The sequence below is a fragment of the Porticoccus hydrocarbonoclasticus MCTG13d genome, from assembly GCF_000744735.1.
Lineage (GTDB): Bacteria > Pseudomonadota > Gammaproteobacteria > Pseudomonadales > Porticoccaceae > Porticoccus > Porticoccus hydrocarbonoclasticus.
Genome location: NZ_JQMM01000001.1, coordinates 1,126,272 through 1,142,225, shown reverse-complemented (window position 1 = coordinate 1,142,225; position 15,954 = coordinate 1,126,272). Strand labels below are relative to the sequence as shown.

Annotated in this window: 21 protein-coding genes; 9 read left to right on the top strand and 12 right to left on the bottom strand. The window is 54.4% G+C overall.

Annotated elements, in window-relative coordinates:
* The first annotated feature begins 340 nt into the window (after nt 1-340).
* On the top strand, nt 341-823 hold the full coding sequence (gene slyD / locus U740_RS05435; RefSeq protein ID WP_036859579.1) for a peptidylprolyl isomerase: 483 nt from the start codon (nt 341-343) through the stop codon (nt 821-823).
* A gap of 117 nt (nt 824-940) precedes the next feature.
* Here the strand turns inward: slyD and rimO are convergent, their stop codons facing one another.
* The 5 genes from rimO to U740_RS05410 all read right to left on the bottom strand — a co-directional run bounded on the left by rimO (nt 941) and on the right by U740_RS05410 (nt 5,465).
* Nucleotides 941-2,257, bottom strand: coding sequence for a 30S ribosomal protein S12 methylthiotransferase RimO (rimO, locus tag U740_RS05430; RefSeq protein ID WP_200877049.1), 1,317 nt, complete (start codon nt 2,255-2,257; stop codon nt 941-943).
* Between the two features lie 131 nt (nt 2,258-2,388).
* On the bottom strand, nt 2,389-3,171 hold the full coding sequence (locus U740_RS05425) for a 3-hydroxybutyrate dehydrogenase (protein ID WP_036859578.1): 783 nt from the start codon (nt 3,169-3,171) through the stop codon (nt 2,389-2,391).
* A 198-nt stretch (nt 3,172-3,369) separates the two neighbouring features.
* On the bottom strand, nt 3,370-3,939 hold the full coding sequence (locus U740_RS05420) for a YceI family protein (RefSeq protein ID WP_051921225.1): 570 nt from the start codon (nt 3,937-3,939) through the stop codon (nt 3,370-3,372).
* Between the two features lie 152 nt (nt 3,940-4,091).
* Nucleotides 4,092-4,748, bottom strand: coding sequence for a CoA transferase subunit B (locus U740_RS05415; RefSeq protein WP_036859574.1), 657 nt, complete (start codon nt 4,746-4,748; stop codon nt 4,092-4,094).
* Nucleotides 4,749-4,763: 15 nt separating this feature from the next.
* Entirely contained in the window at nt 4,764-5,465 is a 702-nt protein-coding gene (locus U740_RS05410) for a CoA transferase subunit A (protein WP_036859572.1), read from the bottom strand.
* A gap of 144 nt (nt 5,466-5,609) precedes the next feature.
* Here U740_RS05410 and U740_RS05405 point away from each other — a divergent pair, with 144 nt between their 5' ends.
* The 3 genes from U740_RS05405 to U740_RS05395 all read left to right on the top strand — a co-directional run bounded on the left by U740_RS05405 (nt 5,610) and on the right by U740_RS05395 (nt 7,663).
* Nucleotides 5,610-6,503, top strand: a complete 894-nt coding sequence (locus tag U740_RS05405) for a LysR family transcriptional regulator (protein ID WP_036859569.1) — start codon at nt 5,610-5,612, stop codon at nt 6,501-6,503.
* Between the two features lie 88 nt (nt 6,504-6,591).
* Nucleotides 6,592-7,002: a hypothetical protein gene (locus U740_RS05400; RefSeq protein WP_036859568.1), complete on the top strand. Its 411-nt coding sequence runs from the start codon at nt 6,592-6,594 to the stop codon at nt 7,000-7,002.
* Between the two features lie 106 nt (nt 7,003-7,108).
* Nucleotides 7,109-7,663 (top strand): YaeQ family protein, encoded by a 555-nt coding sequence (locus tag U740_RS05395; RefSeq protein WP_036859567.1) that lies wholly within the window; start codon nt 7,109-7,111, stop codon nt 7,661-7,663.
* A gap of 9 nt (nt 7,664-7,672) precedes the next feature.
* Here U740_RS05395 and U740_RS05390 read toward each other — a convergent pair whose 3' ends face one another.
* Nucleotides 7,673-7,963, bottom strand: a complete 291-nt coding sequence (locus U740_RS05390) for a DUF2288 domain-containing protein (RefSeq protein ID WP_036859562.1) — start codon at nt 7,961-7,963, stop codon at nt 7,673-7,675.
* A gap of 21 nt (nt 7,964-7,984) precedes the next feature.
* Entirely contained in the window at nt 7,985-9,169 is a 1,185-nt protein-coding gene (locus U740_RS05385) for a BaiN/RdsA family NAD(P)/FAD-dependent oxidoreductase (RefSeq protein ID WP_036859560.1), read from the bottom strand.
* Nucleotides 9,170-9,296: 127 nt separating this feature from the next.
* Between U740_RS05385 and ppnP the strand changes: the two genes are divergently transcribed.
* Entirely contained in the window at nt 9,297-9,578 is a 282-nt protein-coding gene (gene ppnP / locus U740_RS05380; protein ID WP_036859557.1) for a pyrimidine/purine nucleoside phosphorylase, read from the top strand.
* Between the two features lie 28 nt (nt 9,579-9,606).
* Here ppnP and U740_RS05375 read toward each other — a convergent pair whose 3' ends face one another.
* Together U740_RS05375 and U740_RS05370 are read right to left on the bottom strand one after the other, a co-directional pair.
* Nucleotides 9,607-9,855, bottom strand: coding sequence for a GIY-YIG nuclease family protein (locus U740_RS05375; protein WP_235189814.1), 249 nt, complete (start codon nt 9,853-9,855; stop codon nt 9,607-9,609).
* A 20-nt stretch (nt 9,856-9,875) separates the two neighbouring features.
* On the bottom strand, nt 9,876-10,397 hold the full coding sequence (locus U740_RS05370; RefSeq protein ID WP_051921223.1) for a SprT family zinc-dependent metalloprotease: 522 nt from the start codon (nt 10,395-10,397) through the stop codon (nt 9,876-9,878).
* 43 nt (nt 10,398-10,440) lie between these two features.
* Between U740_RS05370 and U740_RS05365 the strand changes: the two genes are divergently transcribed.
* The 4 genes from U740_RS05365 (at nt 10,441) to U740_RS05350 (ending at nt 13,434) form a co-directional block, all read left to right on the top strand.
* Nucleotides 10,441-11,262: a PHP domain-containing protein gene (locus tag U740_RS05365; RefSeq protein WP_036859555.1), complete on the top strand. Its 822-nt coding sequence runs from the start codon at nt 10,441-10,443 to the stop codon at nt 11,260-11,262.
* 34 nt (nt 11,263-11,296) lie between these two features.
* Entirely contained in the window at nt 11,297-11,614 is a 318-nt protein-coding gene (locus tag U740_RS05360) for a hypothetical protein (protein ID WP_036861353.1), read from the top strand.
* Nucleotides 11,615-11,695: 81 nt separating this feature from the next.
* Nucleotides 11,696-12,091, top strand: coding sequence for a cupin domain-containing protein (locus U740_RS05355; RefSeq protein ID WP_036859553.1), 396 nt, complete (start codon nt 11,696-11,698; stop codon nt 12,089-12,091).
* Nucleotides 12,092-12,255: 164 nt separating this feature from the next.
* Complete coding sequence (locus U740_RS05350; RefSeq protein ID WP_051921221.1) at nt 12,256-13,434, top strand: hypothetical protein; 1,179 nt, start codon at nt 12,256-12,258, stop codon at nt 13,432-13,434.
* Between the two features lie 157 nt (nt 13,435-13,591).
* On the opposite strand, the gene U740_RS05345 is transcribed toward U740_RS05350, so the two are convergent.
* The 3 genes from U740_RS05345 to lipA are packed head-to-tail and all read right to left on the bottom strand — an operon-like array spanning nt 13,592 to nt 15,922.
* Entirely contained in the window at nt 13,592-14,074 is a 483-nt protein-coding gene (locus tag U740_RS05345) for an FKBP-type peptidyl-prolyl cis-trans isomerase (RefSeq protein ID WP_036859551.1), read from the bottom strand.
* Nucleotides 14,075-14,118: 44 nt separating this feature from the next.
* Complete coding sequence (locus U740_RS05340; RefSeq protein WP_036859549.1) at nt 14,119-14,913, bottom strand: ABC transporter ATP-binding protein; 795 nt, start codon at nt 14,911-14,913, stop codon at nt 14,119-14,121.
* A 28-nt stretch (nt 14,914-14,941) separates the two neighbouring features.
* Nucleotides 14,942-15,922: a lipoyl synthase gene (gene lipA / locus U740_RS05335; RefSeq protein WP_036859547.1), complete on the bottom strand. Its 981-nt coding sequence runs from the start codon at nt 15,920-15,922 to the stop codon at nt 14,942-14,944.
* Nucleotides 15,923-15,954: the final 32 nt, after the last annotated feature.

The window sequence follows — 15,954 nt, the reverse complement described above, 5'->3', positions numbered from 1 at the left end:
AGCGATAATCCTTGTCTGTCGGTGAGTATACAATATCTAGTGGCTGTTTCCAGATCTAACACTACAGATAGTATTTCGTCACAAAAGCCGCCTCAATGAGTCGGCCCTGAGAGCGGTTACTTCCCCCCTGCGCCCCAACAGACAAAGGCTGCCGCAAAACGGCTCTTATCAAAAAACAGGGTTGCCGGACAGGTCGACAGCTAGTCTCATGACCAGATACCTGTCATCCGGTCGAAAAAAGTCGAAACTGTCATCACACTGCCGTTTCTTGGCAAAGCAAACCTGTTCACCCATAATGTGTCCCTCATCCAAAAATTCATTCCCATCAAAAGGAATCCTCATGAATATTTCAGAGAACGCCGTCGTGCTTTTTCACTACATCCTCACTGACGAGAACGGCGTTCAGCTTGATTCGTCCACCGATACAGCACCCCTGGCTTACGTGCACGGCCATAAAAATATCATTCCCGGTCTCGAGAAGGCGATGGAAGGTAAAACCGAAGGCGATACCATGAAAGTCACCGTTCCCGCTGCCGACGCTTATGGCGAATACCAGGATCACCTGGTACAGGAAGTTCCCCGCAAGGCATTCCAGGGAGTCGAAGACATGCAGACCGGGATGCGTTTCGAGGCACAAACTGAATCGGGCAAGGTCTCGGTCGTGGTCAGGGATTTCACCGATGAAACCGTGACGGTTGACGGTAACCACCCCTTGGCAGGCAAGGATCTGACCTTTGATGTGAATATCCAGACCGTCCGGGAAGCCACCGAAGAAGAACTAGCCCACGGCCATGTGCATGGGCCTGAGGGCCACCAACACTGAGTATGACCGTCGTGCACTAGCCATGTGTTACATCAAAAAAGGCCAGCCGGAACAGGCTGGCCTTTTTTATTCTTTTACTACCATTCTCCTGATCGAGCCTGACGGCGGCCGGACCGCTCAATCGGCCAGTTCACCCCAGAGATCGTACTCATCCGACTGTTCAATGGTGGCATTGACCAGATCGCCGGGCTGCAAGGTCTGCTCGCCATTGAGAAACACGTTGCCGTCAATTTCCGGAGCATCCGCGGTGGAGCGGCCAATAGCACCTTCCTCATCGACCTCATCAATCAAAACGGGCAGCGTCCTGCCAACCTTGTTCTGCAGCCGCGCCGTACTGATTGCCTGCTGCGCCTCCATAAAACGCTCCCAGCGATGCTGTTTGATCGCTTCCGGTACAGCACCGGGCAAGGCATTGGCGGGCGCCCCGTCCACCGCTTCGTATTTGAAGCAGCCGACCCGATCCAGTTGGGCTTCTTTCAACCAATCCAGCAGGTAGGCAAACTGCTGCTCGGTTTCACCGGGAAAACCCACGATAAAGGTACTTCGCAGAGACAGATCCGGACACTGATCCCGCCAGCGGTGGATACGCTCCAGCACCTTCTCCTCGTTGGCCGGCCGCTTCATCGCCTTCAGTACATCGGGGTGGGCGTGCTGAAAAGGAATGTCCAGATAGGGCAGAATCCGTCCCTCGGACATCAGCGGAATCAGGTTATCCACATGGGGGTAGGGGTACACATAATGCAGACGAACCCAGACGCCCAGTTCACCCAATGCCTCACAGAGCTGTTGCATATGGGTTTTGATCGGCTTGCCCTGCCAGAACCCGGTGCGAAATTTTATGTCCACCCCGTAGGCACTGGTATCCTGCGAAATCACCAGTAACTCTTTGGTGCCAGCATTCACCAACCGTTCTGCTTCATCCATCACCTCGCCAACCGGACGGCTCACCAGGTCCCCCCGCAGCGAGGGAATAATGCAGAAACTGCAACGATGATTACAGCCTTCGGAGATTTTCAGGTAGGAATAGTGGCGCGGCGTCAGTTTAATACCCTGCTTCGGCACCAGATCCACATAGGGATTGTGATCCGCAGGGGGTGGCACATGCTGGTGGACAGCCCCCACCACCGCTTCGTATTGATGGGGACCCGATACGGCCAGCACGTCCGGATGCACTTTGCGGATGGCCTGCTCGTCGCCGCCCATGCAACCGGTGACGATAACCCTGCCATTTTCCGCCATAGCCTCGCCGATAGCATCCAGCGACTCCTGCTTGGCGCTATCGAGAAACCCACAGGTATTGACTACCACCACATCGGCATTCTGGTAACTGGCAGAGACCTGGTAGCCCTCCAGTCGCAGCTGGGTGAGGATACGCTCGGAATCCACCAGCGCCTTGGGACAACCTAACGAAATAAATCCAACTTTGCCTGACACAATACCTGACCCGCTGATTGGCCCAACCAACTCAAGAAGAGATGGCCGGGCAGAAGAAAGGCGCGGATTTTACAGCATATCCGGGGCCGCTGCCCAACAAACAACCCGCCTCCGAAAACAGCAACCGCCCCTTATTGAGCAGTCCAGCCCCCGTCCACCGGCAGGCTGGCACCGGTAATGGTGGCCGCGGCATCTGAGCAGAGGAAAACCGCCAAGTCCCCCAAGGCTGAAGGCTGAGTCGCCTTGGGCACCGGTTGCTTGGCGACAATGGTGCGGCGCTTGCCCTCCTCAAAGCTCACACCGTCGCGATCTGCCGTGGCCTGGAACTGCGCCGCCACCAGTTCGGTATCCACCCAACCCGGGCAAATGGCATTCGCGGTGACACCCTTGTCTGCATTCTCCAGCGCCACCACCTTGGTGAGGCCGACAATACCGTGCTTGGCGGCCACATAGGCGGCCTTTTGCAGGGAAGCCACCAGACCGTGGACCGAGGCGATATTGATAATGCGCCCCCAACCGCGCTCCTGCATGCCAGGCACCAGCAGTCGGGTGGTGTGAAACGCGGAACTCAGGTTAATGGCGATAATAGCGTCCCATTTGGCCACCGGGAACTCTTCCACCGAGGCGGTGTGCTGAATCCCGGCGTTGTTGACGAGAATATCCACCTGACCAAACTTCTCCAGGGTGGCTGCCACCAGCGCCTCGTTACCCTCCGCGCTGGAAATGTCCGCATCGCTGAACAGGCACTGGATGCCGTAGCGGGATTCGAATTCTTCCGCCAAGGATTGGCCCTGGGCGGGGTCCATCAGACCGTGCAGCACGATATTGGCGCCGGCGTTGGCCAGTCGGTCGGCCATGGCATAGCCGATGCCAGTGGTGGAACCGGTCACCAGCGCGGTTTTTCCTTTCAACATACAGTCACCTCGCAAACGATGGATGGATGCCAGGCCGACGGGGTAGAAAGCGGACTGGCAACGGGATTGGGCATTTCTGCCAACTATGGGAACACGCAGTCTAAGTTATTCCCGACCAATACAAAAATGTCGTCTGGAAAGTGTGCACATAAAAAAACCCGCAGTTGCGGGCTTTTTTATTGCCTGGCCATTCAGCCACTATTTAAACACCACTGAAAAAGTCACCGGTACGGCCAGAGAGATATTATCCAGACCCGCCAGACTACGTAGCTTTTCAATCCCCGGCGCCATTTTGTGGCGAGTCACATCTATAAATCCCGGGGACACCGTGGCAACACTCAGCGCTCCGCTATTCAGTCGCATTACCTGTGTCTGGAAGCTTAGGGGCACCGTGTATCCATTCAGCACCAGCTCACCCTTCAGTTCAACCTCACGCTGCTCACCAGATTTCAGGGAGTTCAACGCCTTGAGATCGACATCTGCTGTAAAGCTGGCCGTACTGAACTCTTCCGTATTGAACAGATATTTTCGCATGCGCTCATCGCGCACCTCTATGCCGCTGTCAATACTGTCCAATGCGACCTCAATACTCGCCTTTCCGCTGGCATCATCGATAGTTCCACTCACTTTTTTAAATGTAAACAACTCGGCAAGACGGTCATTTTTTACACTGGTGATATTCAGTGTCGAACGGCTGCCATCCATTTCCAATGCATTGAGGCCACTGGCAACCAGTATCAGTACCGTTGTACACAAGAGATTTTTCATTACCTTGCACTCCTTATTGATGTACTCGATTGATTAGACAGTATACTCCTGAAGAGTTGTCCCTAGCCTTAAAAGGAAATGACAGACCTGACAAGTATCCGGGCATAAAAAAGGCTCCCGGACGGGAGCCTTTTTCGATCATACCGGGATAATCAGAACTGTATTTCCGGCACGTGGTCGGGAACCACCATTTCGCCGGCAGTCTTCTCCACGATTTCCTCCACGGAAACACCCGGGGCGCGCTCCACCAGGTGGAACTTGCCATCGCGAATTTCCACGTAGGCCAGGTCGGTCAATACCTGGGTTATACAACCGGCACCGGTTAGGGGCAAGGTACACTGGGGCAGCAACTTCGAATTACCGTATTTATCGGCGTGGGTCATCATCACCACGATGTTGTCGGCGCCGGCCACCAGATCCATCGCGCCACCCATGCCTTTGATCAACTTGCCGGGGATCATCCAGGAGGCAATGCTGCCATTGACATCCACCTCAAAGGCACCCAGCACGGTCAGATCCACATGGCCGCCACGGATCATGGCGAAGGACTCTGCCGATGAGAAAATAGAGGCGCCCTTGGCTGTGGTCACCAGTTGTTTACCAGCGTTGATCAGATCCGGGTCGACCTGGTCTTCGGTGGGGAATGGACCCATGCCGAGTAGGCCGTTTTCGGACTGCAACATTACGTCCATACCTTCCGGCACGTGGTTGGCCACTAGGGTGGGAATACCTATGCCGAGGTTTACGTAGTATCCGTCCTGCAGCTCGCGGGCAACACGGATAGCCATTTGATCACGAGAAAGTGCCATGATTGTCTCTCCTTTTTAGCCTTCGCGAACGGTGCGCTTTTCGATACGTTTCTCGAACGTGCCCTGAATCAAACGATCCACATAGATACCCGGGGTATGTATGTACATCGGATCCAGTTCGCCCGGTTCGACAATCTCTTCCACTTCCATCACGCAGATCTTGCCCGCGGTGGCCGCCATGGGATTGAAGTTCATGGCGGTGTTGCGATAGATCGCGTTGCCATAACGGTCCGCTTTCCACGCTTTGACAATCGAGAAGTCACCCTGGATGGACTCTTCAAGAATGTACTTGCGACCATTGAACTCGCGTACATCCTTACCTTCGCCAATATCCGTGCCGTAGCCGGTAGCAGTGTAAAAGGCCGGGATACCCGCACCGGCAGCACGCATTTTTTCCGCCAGGGTTCCCTGGGGGGTCAGCTCCACTTCCAGCTGACCGGAGAGCAACTGCTCTTCGAACAGCTTGTTTTCCCCTACATAGGACGACACCATTTTCTTGATCTGACGATCTTCCAGCAGAACACCCAGACCAAAACCGTCGATGCCACAGTTGTTGGAAATAATGGTGAGCTCTTTGGTACCCATTTTCTTGATTTGATTGATCAGGTTTTCGGGGATACCACAAATGCCAAAACCGCCTGCAATCACGGTCATGCCATCCTCCAGACCCGCCATCGCTTCTTCGTAGGTGTTTACCACCTTATCGAAACCCGCCATGAACAAAACTCCTCAATGATTATTATTTACCGTGGCGACCTCAATTTGAGGTGCGCAAAACGGCTCCTAGCATCCTATAGCGAAATATATTTATCAAGCGTAAAATTTTAATCAACTGATTAAAGGAATTTATATAAGAGTGCCATGGATATCACCATAAAACAGCTCAAGGCGTTTGTCACCGTTGCCCAGACTCGCAACTTCGCTGAAGCCGGCGAACGATTGCATCTCTCTCAGCCTGCACTCAGTATCTCCCTGAAAAATCTGGAAGAAGTGGTGGGCGGAAAACTGCTGGCTCGCACCACTCGTACCCTTTCGCTGACTCCGGAGGGCGAGGCCTTTCTGCCGGTGGCACAGCGCCTGCTGGCCGACTGGGACAATGCGCTGACCGACCTGCACAACCTGTTCGCCATGCGACGGGGCAAACTGAGCATCGCCAGCATGGCCTCTTTTTCGATTAGCAAGCTGCCAAAAGCTCTTCACTACTACCGCAGCAAGTTCCCGGATATCAATATCACGGTACAGGATGTAGTGGCAGAAGAGGTGGTGGATATGGTGCGCACAGGCCGCGTGGAGGTCGGTGTTACTTTTGATATGGAAGAATCCGAAGATCTCCACTTTGAGCCGCTCTTTGAAGACAGTTTTTACGTGGTGATGCCGGAACAACATGCCCTGCTGGCGAATGACGAAATCACCTGGACACAACTCCAGGAGTTTCCTTTTGTGGCACTGCAACGCCCCTCGGCCATGCGTCAGATGATTGATGAGATTACCGCCAGCTGCGGCATAACCCTGACGGTGGAATTTGAAGCACACCAGCTCGCCTCCATTGGCTCCATGGTCGCCAATAATCTGGGCATCAGTGTCGTGCCATCTCTGGCCATACAACAGATGCGTGCACTCGGCGCGGAGTGTCGTCCACTCACCAGCCCCGTCGTCACCCGCCAAATCGGCATTCTGACAAGGCGTCGTTACCCGCTGTCCTCTGCCGCCATGGCTCTGGTGGAGACCCTGAAATCACAAATTACGGCACCCTGAGACTCCTCATACAGGGGCCTGATACCTGACGCTCCGGACAATATCTGTTAGGGTGTCTATCTTCTTTTCACTACCCAAATTAATCACTATGAACAAGCAAAAAGAATTCGACGCAGACATGAACCCCGATGAACTCTATCTTGAGGAAATTTTCACTGACCAGAAAATCGGCAGCATACGTCGGCTCAGTCCGGTCACCCGAAACGGTGACGCCGATGCAAGCCGCGAAGTACTCTATATGGGTTCTACCCAGGTAATGACACCCATGGGTGCCCTGCCAATCAATTTCGAGTTGCATGCCAACAGTATCGGCGAAGCCGCCGAAAAATTCGGTGCGGAAGCCGAGGTAGCCGTTGAGCGCACCGCTCGCGAGCTTGAGGAAATGCGTCGCGACCAGGCCTCCAAAATTGTTGTGCCCGGTCAGGGAGGCGGCGGCCCCACCGGCAACCTCGGTGGAGGTATGGGAGGGGGGCTGGGCAGCTCGGGTATTATTACTTGAGCCCACGGGGCGCCAAACTACAAAGTGCTGAACTGCAAGATTCTGAACTGAAGGGTGTCGGGCTGGACGACAGCCCACCGTCTGACCTCTTATTGGGCACCGTCCAATGGCACTGAAAGCAACCGTTTTCAAAGTTGAGTTACAGGTATCGGATCTGGACCGCAACTATTATCAAACACACTCGCTCACCCTCGCCAGACATCCGTCAGAAACGGACGAACGAATGATGATCCGGCTGCTGGCATTTGCATTGAATGCCAGCGACCACCTGCAGTTCACCAAAGGATTGTCCACGGAGGCAGAACCCGATCTCTGGCAGAAAAATCTGCATGGTGAAATCGGTCTGTGGATCGAAGTCGGGGTACCCGACGCAAAACGAATTCGCAAAGGTTCAAACCGGGCAGAACAGGTCATCATTTATGCCTATGGTGCCAGGACAGCTCCCGTGTGGTGGGAAGGTATCCAGCGTGACCTGGCGCGCTTTGACAATCTGACAATCAGTTACCTTTCACCGGCCAATACCGCGGCATTGGCCGGGCTGGCGAACCGCAACATGACCCTCCAGGCAACTATCCAGGATGGACTCATCTGGATTGGCGACAGCGAACAGACTCTGACTATTACCCCTGAATACTGGCAACGCGCCCGATTGAGCAGCTAGTCAGACAGGTCAATCCGCCGAAACCGGCTGCACCAGCACCCAGGGCTTTACCACCACCGACCAGACCCGGGCATCACTTTCGAGCCACTTCATTGCCTGCTGATCGGTCACCTGCCCCACCTGGCCGACCGCCAGCCAGTCCTGAACACAGGTTTTATTATCCTGGCAAATCGCCCAAGCAACCTCAATCAGATCCAGCTCCGGTGACACATAGATGGTGGAACCGTTGGCAAAAAAACGCTGCAACTCCTGCCAAGGGATTTTTGCCGTCTCCTGCATCAGCTCTTCACGCTCTATCATCACTCAAATACCTTTAACACATCAAACAACTCGACCAGCAGCGGCACCCGATGCCCAGGCCCATTGGAAATTGAACCCACCCAGATGACCGGTCACATCAAGTACCTCTCCAACAAAAAACAGACCCGGCTGACGCTGACTTTCCATGGTTTTAGAAGAAATCTCGCGCGTATCCACGCCCCCCAGGGTCACTTCCGCAGTCCGGTAGCCCTCCGTACCCGCAGGTTTCAAAGACCAGCCTTGCAGGTTTCCAGCAACCAATACCAACAAGTGATCTGGCCACTCTGCCAATGGCCTGTCAGCATGTTCCCGCCACCAAAGTCCTTCCAGCTCCCGCACCAGCTTGCGTGGCAGCAGCTGGGACAACAGCGTGCGCAACAGCGCTTTCGGCTGTTCTGTTTTCAATTCGAGCAGCCACTGCCGGGCATCGATATTTGGCAATAAGTCGACCTTCACCATTTGTTCCTCCCGCCAGTAACTGGAAATCTGCAGCACCGCCGGACCGCTGAGGCCTCGATGGGTAAAGAGCATATTTTCCAGAAACGACTTTCCACCCGTCGACACACGGACGGGCACTGACAAACCGGAGAGTTTCTCCGACAGCAGTTTAAAGCCGTCGGTAAAGGTGAAGGGCACCAGTGCTGGCCGCAACGGGACGACACTATGGCCGAATTGCCTCGCCAGCCGGTAGCCGAAGTCGGACCCCCCCAGGGTAAGCACCGACAGGCCGCCACAGGCCACTATCAGTGAGTCAGCCTGCAATTCCCCCTGAGTTGTTGCAATTCGAAACTTCTCGTCAGACGTCACCTCGCGAATATCGCTGCCGGTTTTCAACACCACCCCGACCTGTTCGGCTTCCGCCAGCAACATGTCGAGAATATCCCGGGAGCTGTTATCACAAAACAACTGGCCGAGGGATTTCTCGTGATAGGGAATCCCGTGCCTGTTCACCAGCTCGATAAAATCCCACTGGCTATAACAACTCAACGCCGATTTGCAGAAATGTGGGTTAGCAGAGAGAAAGTGCTCCGGCTCCACATACAGATTCGTGAAATTACAACGGCCGCCACCCGACATCAGGATTTTCTTGCCCGCCTTGTTGGCCCGCTCCAGCAATAGGACACTGCGCCCACGCTGACCCGCAACCACAGCTGCCATCAGCCCAGCAGCACCGGCACCAATAATAATCACATCCCACTGGTTCAAAGTTGTGCCTGTAAAAATCCATAAAGCACGCATTCTATCGGTCGTCGACTGCAGGTACTATAGCGGCCACTAAAGCCGCCCGTTGCGAACAACGCAGTTATCCAGCCAACCTGTTGAGTGCAAGCCCATGTTTAAAGTTAATGAATATTTTGGTGGTAAGGTAGTCTCCATTGGCTTCCAGACCGAAACCCTGCCTGCCACGGTGGGTGTCATGGCCCCCGGTGAGCACGAATTCTGTCCTAATAAAAAGGAAACCCTGACGGTAGTCAGCGGCGCACTGACAGTAAAACTGCCGGGTCAGGATGACTGGCAGACCTTTAAACCCGGAGAGAGCTTCGAGGTATCACCAAACAAGGCTTTCCAGTTGCAGGTAGCCGTGGATACTGCTTACCTGTGCACCTACGAGTAAGACGACCGGGCAGCAGTGGATAGTAATCTCAGCGCGAGCTCATCTGCAGATCAGAGATCAGTCGTAATTTCTGTGAACGGGACAGTTTTTTGATGGCCGCTTCCCGCTTCGATGCAGCACTGCGATTACCGGCGCCCTCCGTATAGACCACCCTGACCGGCTGCCGCCCCCGATGAAAATAACGTGCCCCACTCTTGCCCGCCAGGTGCGCACGAAAACGTCGAGTGATATCGGTGGTAATACCGGTATAGAGCGAGCCATCGCTAGCTTCTATCATGTAGACAACCCAGTCCCGGGTCATGAAGCGGCAGTCAGTGTCTCACCGCAGTCACGGCAGCGATAGCGCGCCTCACCTCGCTGGACGCTGTTGTGTCGACGGGTGGCCAGATGGTGGGTGGAACACTCACAGTGATAGGTAAAGCGCCGCTGGCGGCGCATCGGGATACCGGCCAGATCAAAGCTCCCGGTGGCACGGGGTTCGACGCCGAACGCGTTCATGATCCCGCGCCACTGAACGCCATGGGGCCGCACCTTGCCGAGACCGTGCAGGCAGTCCACCAGATAGTGGGCCACCTCGTGGGGCACAGTCACCGCCATACTGTCATCAAAATACTTGGCAAAAATCCACGGGTTGTACCGAATAACCCGCTGGGTATCCCTGACCCGATACATCCCCGCCGTACCGCCACTCAGATCGAAAACTACCGGTATCTCAGCAAATTTCCGGCCAAACAGTTTGCTGCCGTGCTGGATGAAACCAGCCGTCCTCGCCACAACCTGAAGACGCTGTCGCTCACTGATCGGGATAATATATTTCATCCGCACAGTATAGCCGCAAACCGTCTCGGGCTATAATCGCACAATGATTTTTGACCTGCACAGCCACACCACCTGCTCCGATGGCACCCTCTCGCCCACCGAACTGGTGAACCTGGCAGCGGAGGCCGGCGTCGATGTTCTGGCGATTACCGATCACGACAGTATCACCGCCTGGCAACAACTGGAGCTATGCAAAGCTCAGCCTCTCCAGGTAATTCCAGCTTTGGAATTTTCCACCCAATGGCGCAAGACCGGTGTACATATTCTGGGCCTCAATGTCGACATCCATAGTGAAGCCCTGCAAGCCGGTGTCCGATTTCAGCAACATGCCCGCCGACTCAGGGCCGAACGTATTGCCGAGAAACTGCAACAGGCAGGATTTCACGATGCATTAGCGGGAGCCACGGCCGTCGCCGACAACGATAACTTGGGCCGCCCCCATTTTGCCCAGTATCTGGTAAATATCGGTGCGGTTAACAACTTCAAGCAAGCCTTCAAAAAATATCTCGGAGCCGGCAAGCCGGGCGATATAAAGCAATGCTGGGCCGATATACCGCAAATAGTGGCATGGATCCGGGATGCAGGCGGAACAGCAGTGCTCGCACATCCGGTTAAGTATGACCTCACCCGCACCAAACTGGTCGCATTGGTAGACGATTTTATCGCTGCAGGTGGCCAGGGTATGGAAGTGGTGTCCGGCAAACAGATGCCAAACACTACCAGAGACTTGGCCATTATCTGCCAGCAAAAACAACTTCTCGCGTCCTGCGGCTCGGACTTCCATCAACCGGGACAACCCTGGGCGGAGCTGGGTCGCTTTCCAGCCCTGCCCGAACAGTGTCAACCGGTCTGGCAACACTGGTAACATGAGCGCATCTATTTGTAACAAAGCGAGATCCGTGAATAAATTACCCACCAAATCGCAACTTCGTCGCCAACTGCAGCAACAGGTAGACAGCTACCTCAAACAGGGCGGCGAAATACAACAGATCCCCCGCGGTATTAGCGGTCGGGAGAACGCGTGTGAGAGTTTGCCGACCGTTTTCTTCAATCAGCCAAAGGCCGAACGCACGCCCGTGCCTGAAGTGCTGGCCGCGTTGGACTCCCGTCGTCCCAAGAAGCCGTCACCTAACAGAACCACCAGGGACCGACCAAAAGAAACCATTATTTATGATGACTTCGGTGAACCCATCAGACGGATCTGGCAGGACAAGTAACAGACAGCGGACCGGGCAATCATCGACCTGCTCGGATTCAGTTACCGCAAAAAATGGCCCATTGGAAACAGGGTATTCGTCATGAAATTTCCCTTTGTACTGACACTAACACTGCTGGGTTTCATGCAGGCAAATGCTGGCAAACTGTCGATTGCCGATATCCAGCCACCAGAAAATCTGGTCAATATCCACGTGGAAAACCTGAGCAGTGACCGACATGCTTCGGATTTCATCGTGTTTGTGAAACAGTTTGTACCTTTACACAAACACCTCGCCCACACAGAAACGATTTATATCCTTGAGGGAACAGGCTTGATGCGACTGGGGGAAGAAGAGTTTACAGTGGGCCCCGGGGATTTTATCAAGGTACCGGAAGGGACAGCCCACGGGGTAAAAACGACGTCATCAGTGCCGCTCAAGGCACTTTCGGTGCAGGCACCAGAATTTCTGGGTGATGACAGGGTGTTCCTCGAATAACCGTATAAACACAGTCAGATGAGAGCACGGCTTCATAGTGCCGGCGACAAAGTTGCCGCTCAGTCGGCAAGCCAAAAAAGCCTGGGGTGTAAATTAGCCTTTGCTGCAACCCGGCCTATATAATCCCAAGATCAGAATAACAGCAATAAAAATGGGGAGAAGACATGGCAATCAAAAATGCCTGGTGGCGTTGCGCACGCCAAAATCGTGTAAGACACAAAAGTTACGCATCCTTTGCAGTGCTCTCTCTGCTGGCCAGCTTTACCACGCTGCCCGCCTATGCCGGGCTAAAAGCGGCACACAGCGATACGCTCTGGGTCAGTCTCGGGGGTGGTATACGCATGCAGCACACCACTAGGAACAGTGCCACTGACGGCAGCAATGAATTCACGATGGACAGTATGCGGCTGTACATCGCCGGACAGCTCAGCGAACACTTGAAATTCAGCATCAACACAGAGAAGTATGAAGGCGACTCCGTCATGATCATTGATGCGATCCTGCAATTTGATCTCGACCCGAAGTTTAACCTCTGGGTTGGCCGCACACTGGTTCCCACCGACCGGCCGGGGCTGAACGGCCCCTACACCGGCATGAGCTGGAACCAGTATCGTCAACCGCTGTTCCCGTCAGATTACGATGGTCCGGCCGGACGGCTCGGCCGTAGCGAAGGTGCCGTCGTCTTTGGTGCCATTGACAAAGTACAGTACCTGGCGGGTATTTTTGAGGGCACCGACGACCACGGCAATACCGACGATCATCTGCTTTATGCAGGCCGAATTGCCTACAATTTTCTCAATGTGGAGCCATTGGTGGGCTACTACACCGCAGCCACACACTATGGCAAAGCGGGGGACCTGCTGACGGCAGCGCTGACTTTTCAAAGCCAGAAAGACAGCACGGGCAGCAGGCAGGATCCAGGCGACTTTACAGGCTTTGCCTTTGATATCTTTTCTGAAACCGTGCTGGACAACCGGGGGGTAGTGACTTTTGAGGCAGGCTACAAGAATATGGACGGGGATTTCACACTCGCATCACCACCCACTGATGGACTGGATGAATGTTTCTGCCTTTTCAAAGGTGACTCCTACTTTGCCACGACGGGTTATTTATTCCCGCAAAAAATCGGCTTTGGGCAGTTTCAGCCCTATGTTCGCTACATGAAAAATGACCCGGATGATGCCGACACCAGCGACACTACCGAATGGGGTCTGAATTACGTCATCAACGGCTACAAGGCAACCGTCAACCTTCACTATGTTACAGGTGACGCCAATGCCAGCGGTTACGCCGGCATGGATGCCGATATTGTTTCACTGGGATTGATCTTGCAATACTACTGATATCAGAGTTTGATCACGAGACGAATAATTCAAAATAGCTGCCACAGGCTGTTGCAGCTCGAAGCAACCTCTGATCCGCAGAAACCGGGCATTACTGGAGGTAATGCCCGGGACCGTCGGAAGTATTGGTTATATCCGGTGTCAGGGGGATACCCGCTCAGTGATGGTGGCCACCGGCACCGTGGGCATGTCCGTGACCAAGTTCATCCTGGGTTGCTTCGCGGACCTCAACAATCTCGACATCAAAGGTCAGGGTTTTACCCGCCAACGGGTGATTGGTGTCAATGTCCACATTAAATTTGCCGACTTTAACCACGGTAATCGGGCGCAGCCCCTCGTTGGTCATCAACGGTACAGTCATACCGGGTTCAAGCTTTCCCTCAAACTTCAGATTCTTGGCGGATACTCGCATAACACTCTCAGAGCGCAGCCGACCATAAGCCAGTTCCGGAGGTAGCGTCACAGTGAATGTTTCACCGGCCTCTTTGCCGAGCATCGCAGCCTCAAGGGTCTCGATCATGTTGCGGTGGCCGTGCAGGTAAGCTGTTGGCTCACCCTCTCTCGACGTCTCTACTAAATCGCCGGCTTCATCGGTCATGGAATAGTGGAACGTCACCACGCAATTATCATTTATTTTCATGGTTGGATTACCCCTGATTTTCGAAAAGGCGGAATTATGGTGGGCTACGCACGGGCTGGCAAGACCTGATAATACCCCTGGGAAAAACTCACCTTTAAAGGCATGGCAAATAATTCAGAGAGGCGCGCATCAGTGAGCAGTTGTTCTTTGGCTCCGTCTGCCACGATTTCACCGTTGGTCATGAAAACCACCCTCTTGATTTCCGGCGGAATTTCATGAATGTGATGGGTGGCCAACAGAATGGTTTTGCCCTGTTGGGCCAACTGCCTGATGACGTCCAGATAATGATAGGTTGCATTCAGGTCGAGGCCGCTGGTGGGTTCGTCGAGAATCAGATGATCCGGACGATGAATCAGGGCCCGGCCCAACAGGCAACGACGCTGCTGCCCGGTCGACATCTGTCGGTAGGGGCGATTGACCAGTTCGGCTACCCCCAGCTCCTGTAGCACAGTCCGGCCCTGTTCCAGTTGCGCCTCCGTGACTTGTTGATAGTGGAATAGACCAATGGAGTTGTGCAGTCCGGATACCACAACGCCCAGACCGCTGACTTCCGGGACAAATCCCTGTTGCAGATCGGCAGAAACAAGGCCGATTTTTTCCCTCAATTCCCAAAGCACCGGCCGATCCTGACCGAGTATCCGGACCCAGGAATCCTCTTTCACTACCGGATAGAGTTCCCGGGTCAGCAGCTTTAACAGTGTACTTTTGCCGGCACCGTTGGGACCGATAATCGCCGTACTCTGACCCTGCTCAACCGCCAGTGAAAAACGATCGAAAACTTTTTTATTATCCCGAAATACCGTGGCATTGCGGATATCAAGCAGCTGGGGGTGTTGCATGGGTTATATCCACTTTTAAGGCCGGAGGTTATTTGACGGCTTCGCCTCTGGCCTGTTTATCCGCATGATAGGAAGAGCGCACCAACGGACCGGAGGCTACCTGGCTGAAACCAATCAGGCGAGCGTACTCGGCATACTCGGCAAACTCATCCGGGTGCACAAAACGGTCTACCGGCAGATGGTTTTTGGAGGGCTGCAAGTACTGTCCCACCGTCAGCATATCCACATCGTGGGCACGGAGATCGTCCAAGGTACTCAGCAGTTCCTCCCGTGTTTCACCGAGCCCCACCATCAGACCGGATTTGGTGGGGATACTGGGGTTGAGCCGCTTATATTCCTGTAGCAGTTTGAGCGACCACTGATAATTAGCACCGGGTCTCGCTTCACGATAGAGGCGGGGAATCGTTTCCATGTTGTGATTGAATACATCGGGGGGGGTGTCGGAGAGAATCTCCAGGGCCGGCTCCATGCGACCGCGAAAATCCGGCACCAGCACTTCCACTTTGAGATCGGGGCTGAGCAACCGGGATTCACGGATACAGTCCGCAAAATGTTGCGCACCGCCATCGCGGAGATCGTCCCGATCCACCGATGTAATCACTACATAGCGCAACTGCATTTCCTGAATGGCGCGGGCCAGATTAACCGGCTCGGCGGCATCCAGGGGGTTGGGCTTGCCGTGGCCGACATCACAGAACGGACAGCGACGGGTACAGATTTCACCCATGATCATAAAGGTGGCCGTGCCGTGGCTGAAGCACTCACTGAGATTCGGACAGGCGGCCTCTTCACAGACCGTCGCCAGTGTGTGCTTGCGCAGAATATCCTTGATTTCCTGGACACGCGGCGATGATGACACCCTGATTCGCATCCAGTCCGGTTTGCGCTGGTAGGTTTCTGTCGGGATTACCTTTACGGGTATCCGCTCCACCTTATCGGCACTGCGCAGCTTTTCCCCCTGGGCAATACGGCGAGTGCGCTGTGGCGGAATCACCTTGACGTCAGTCATATGGAATTACTCACAAACATTTGATGTACCTG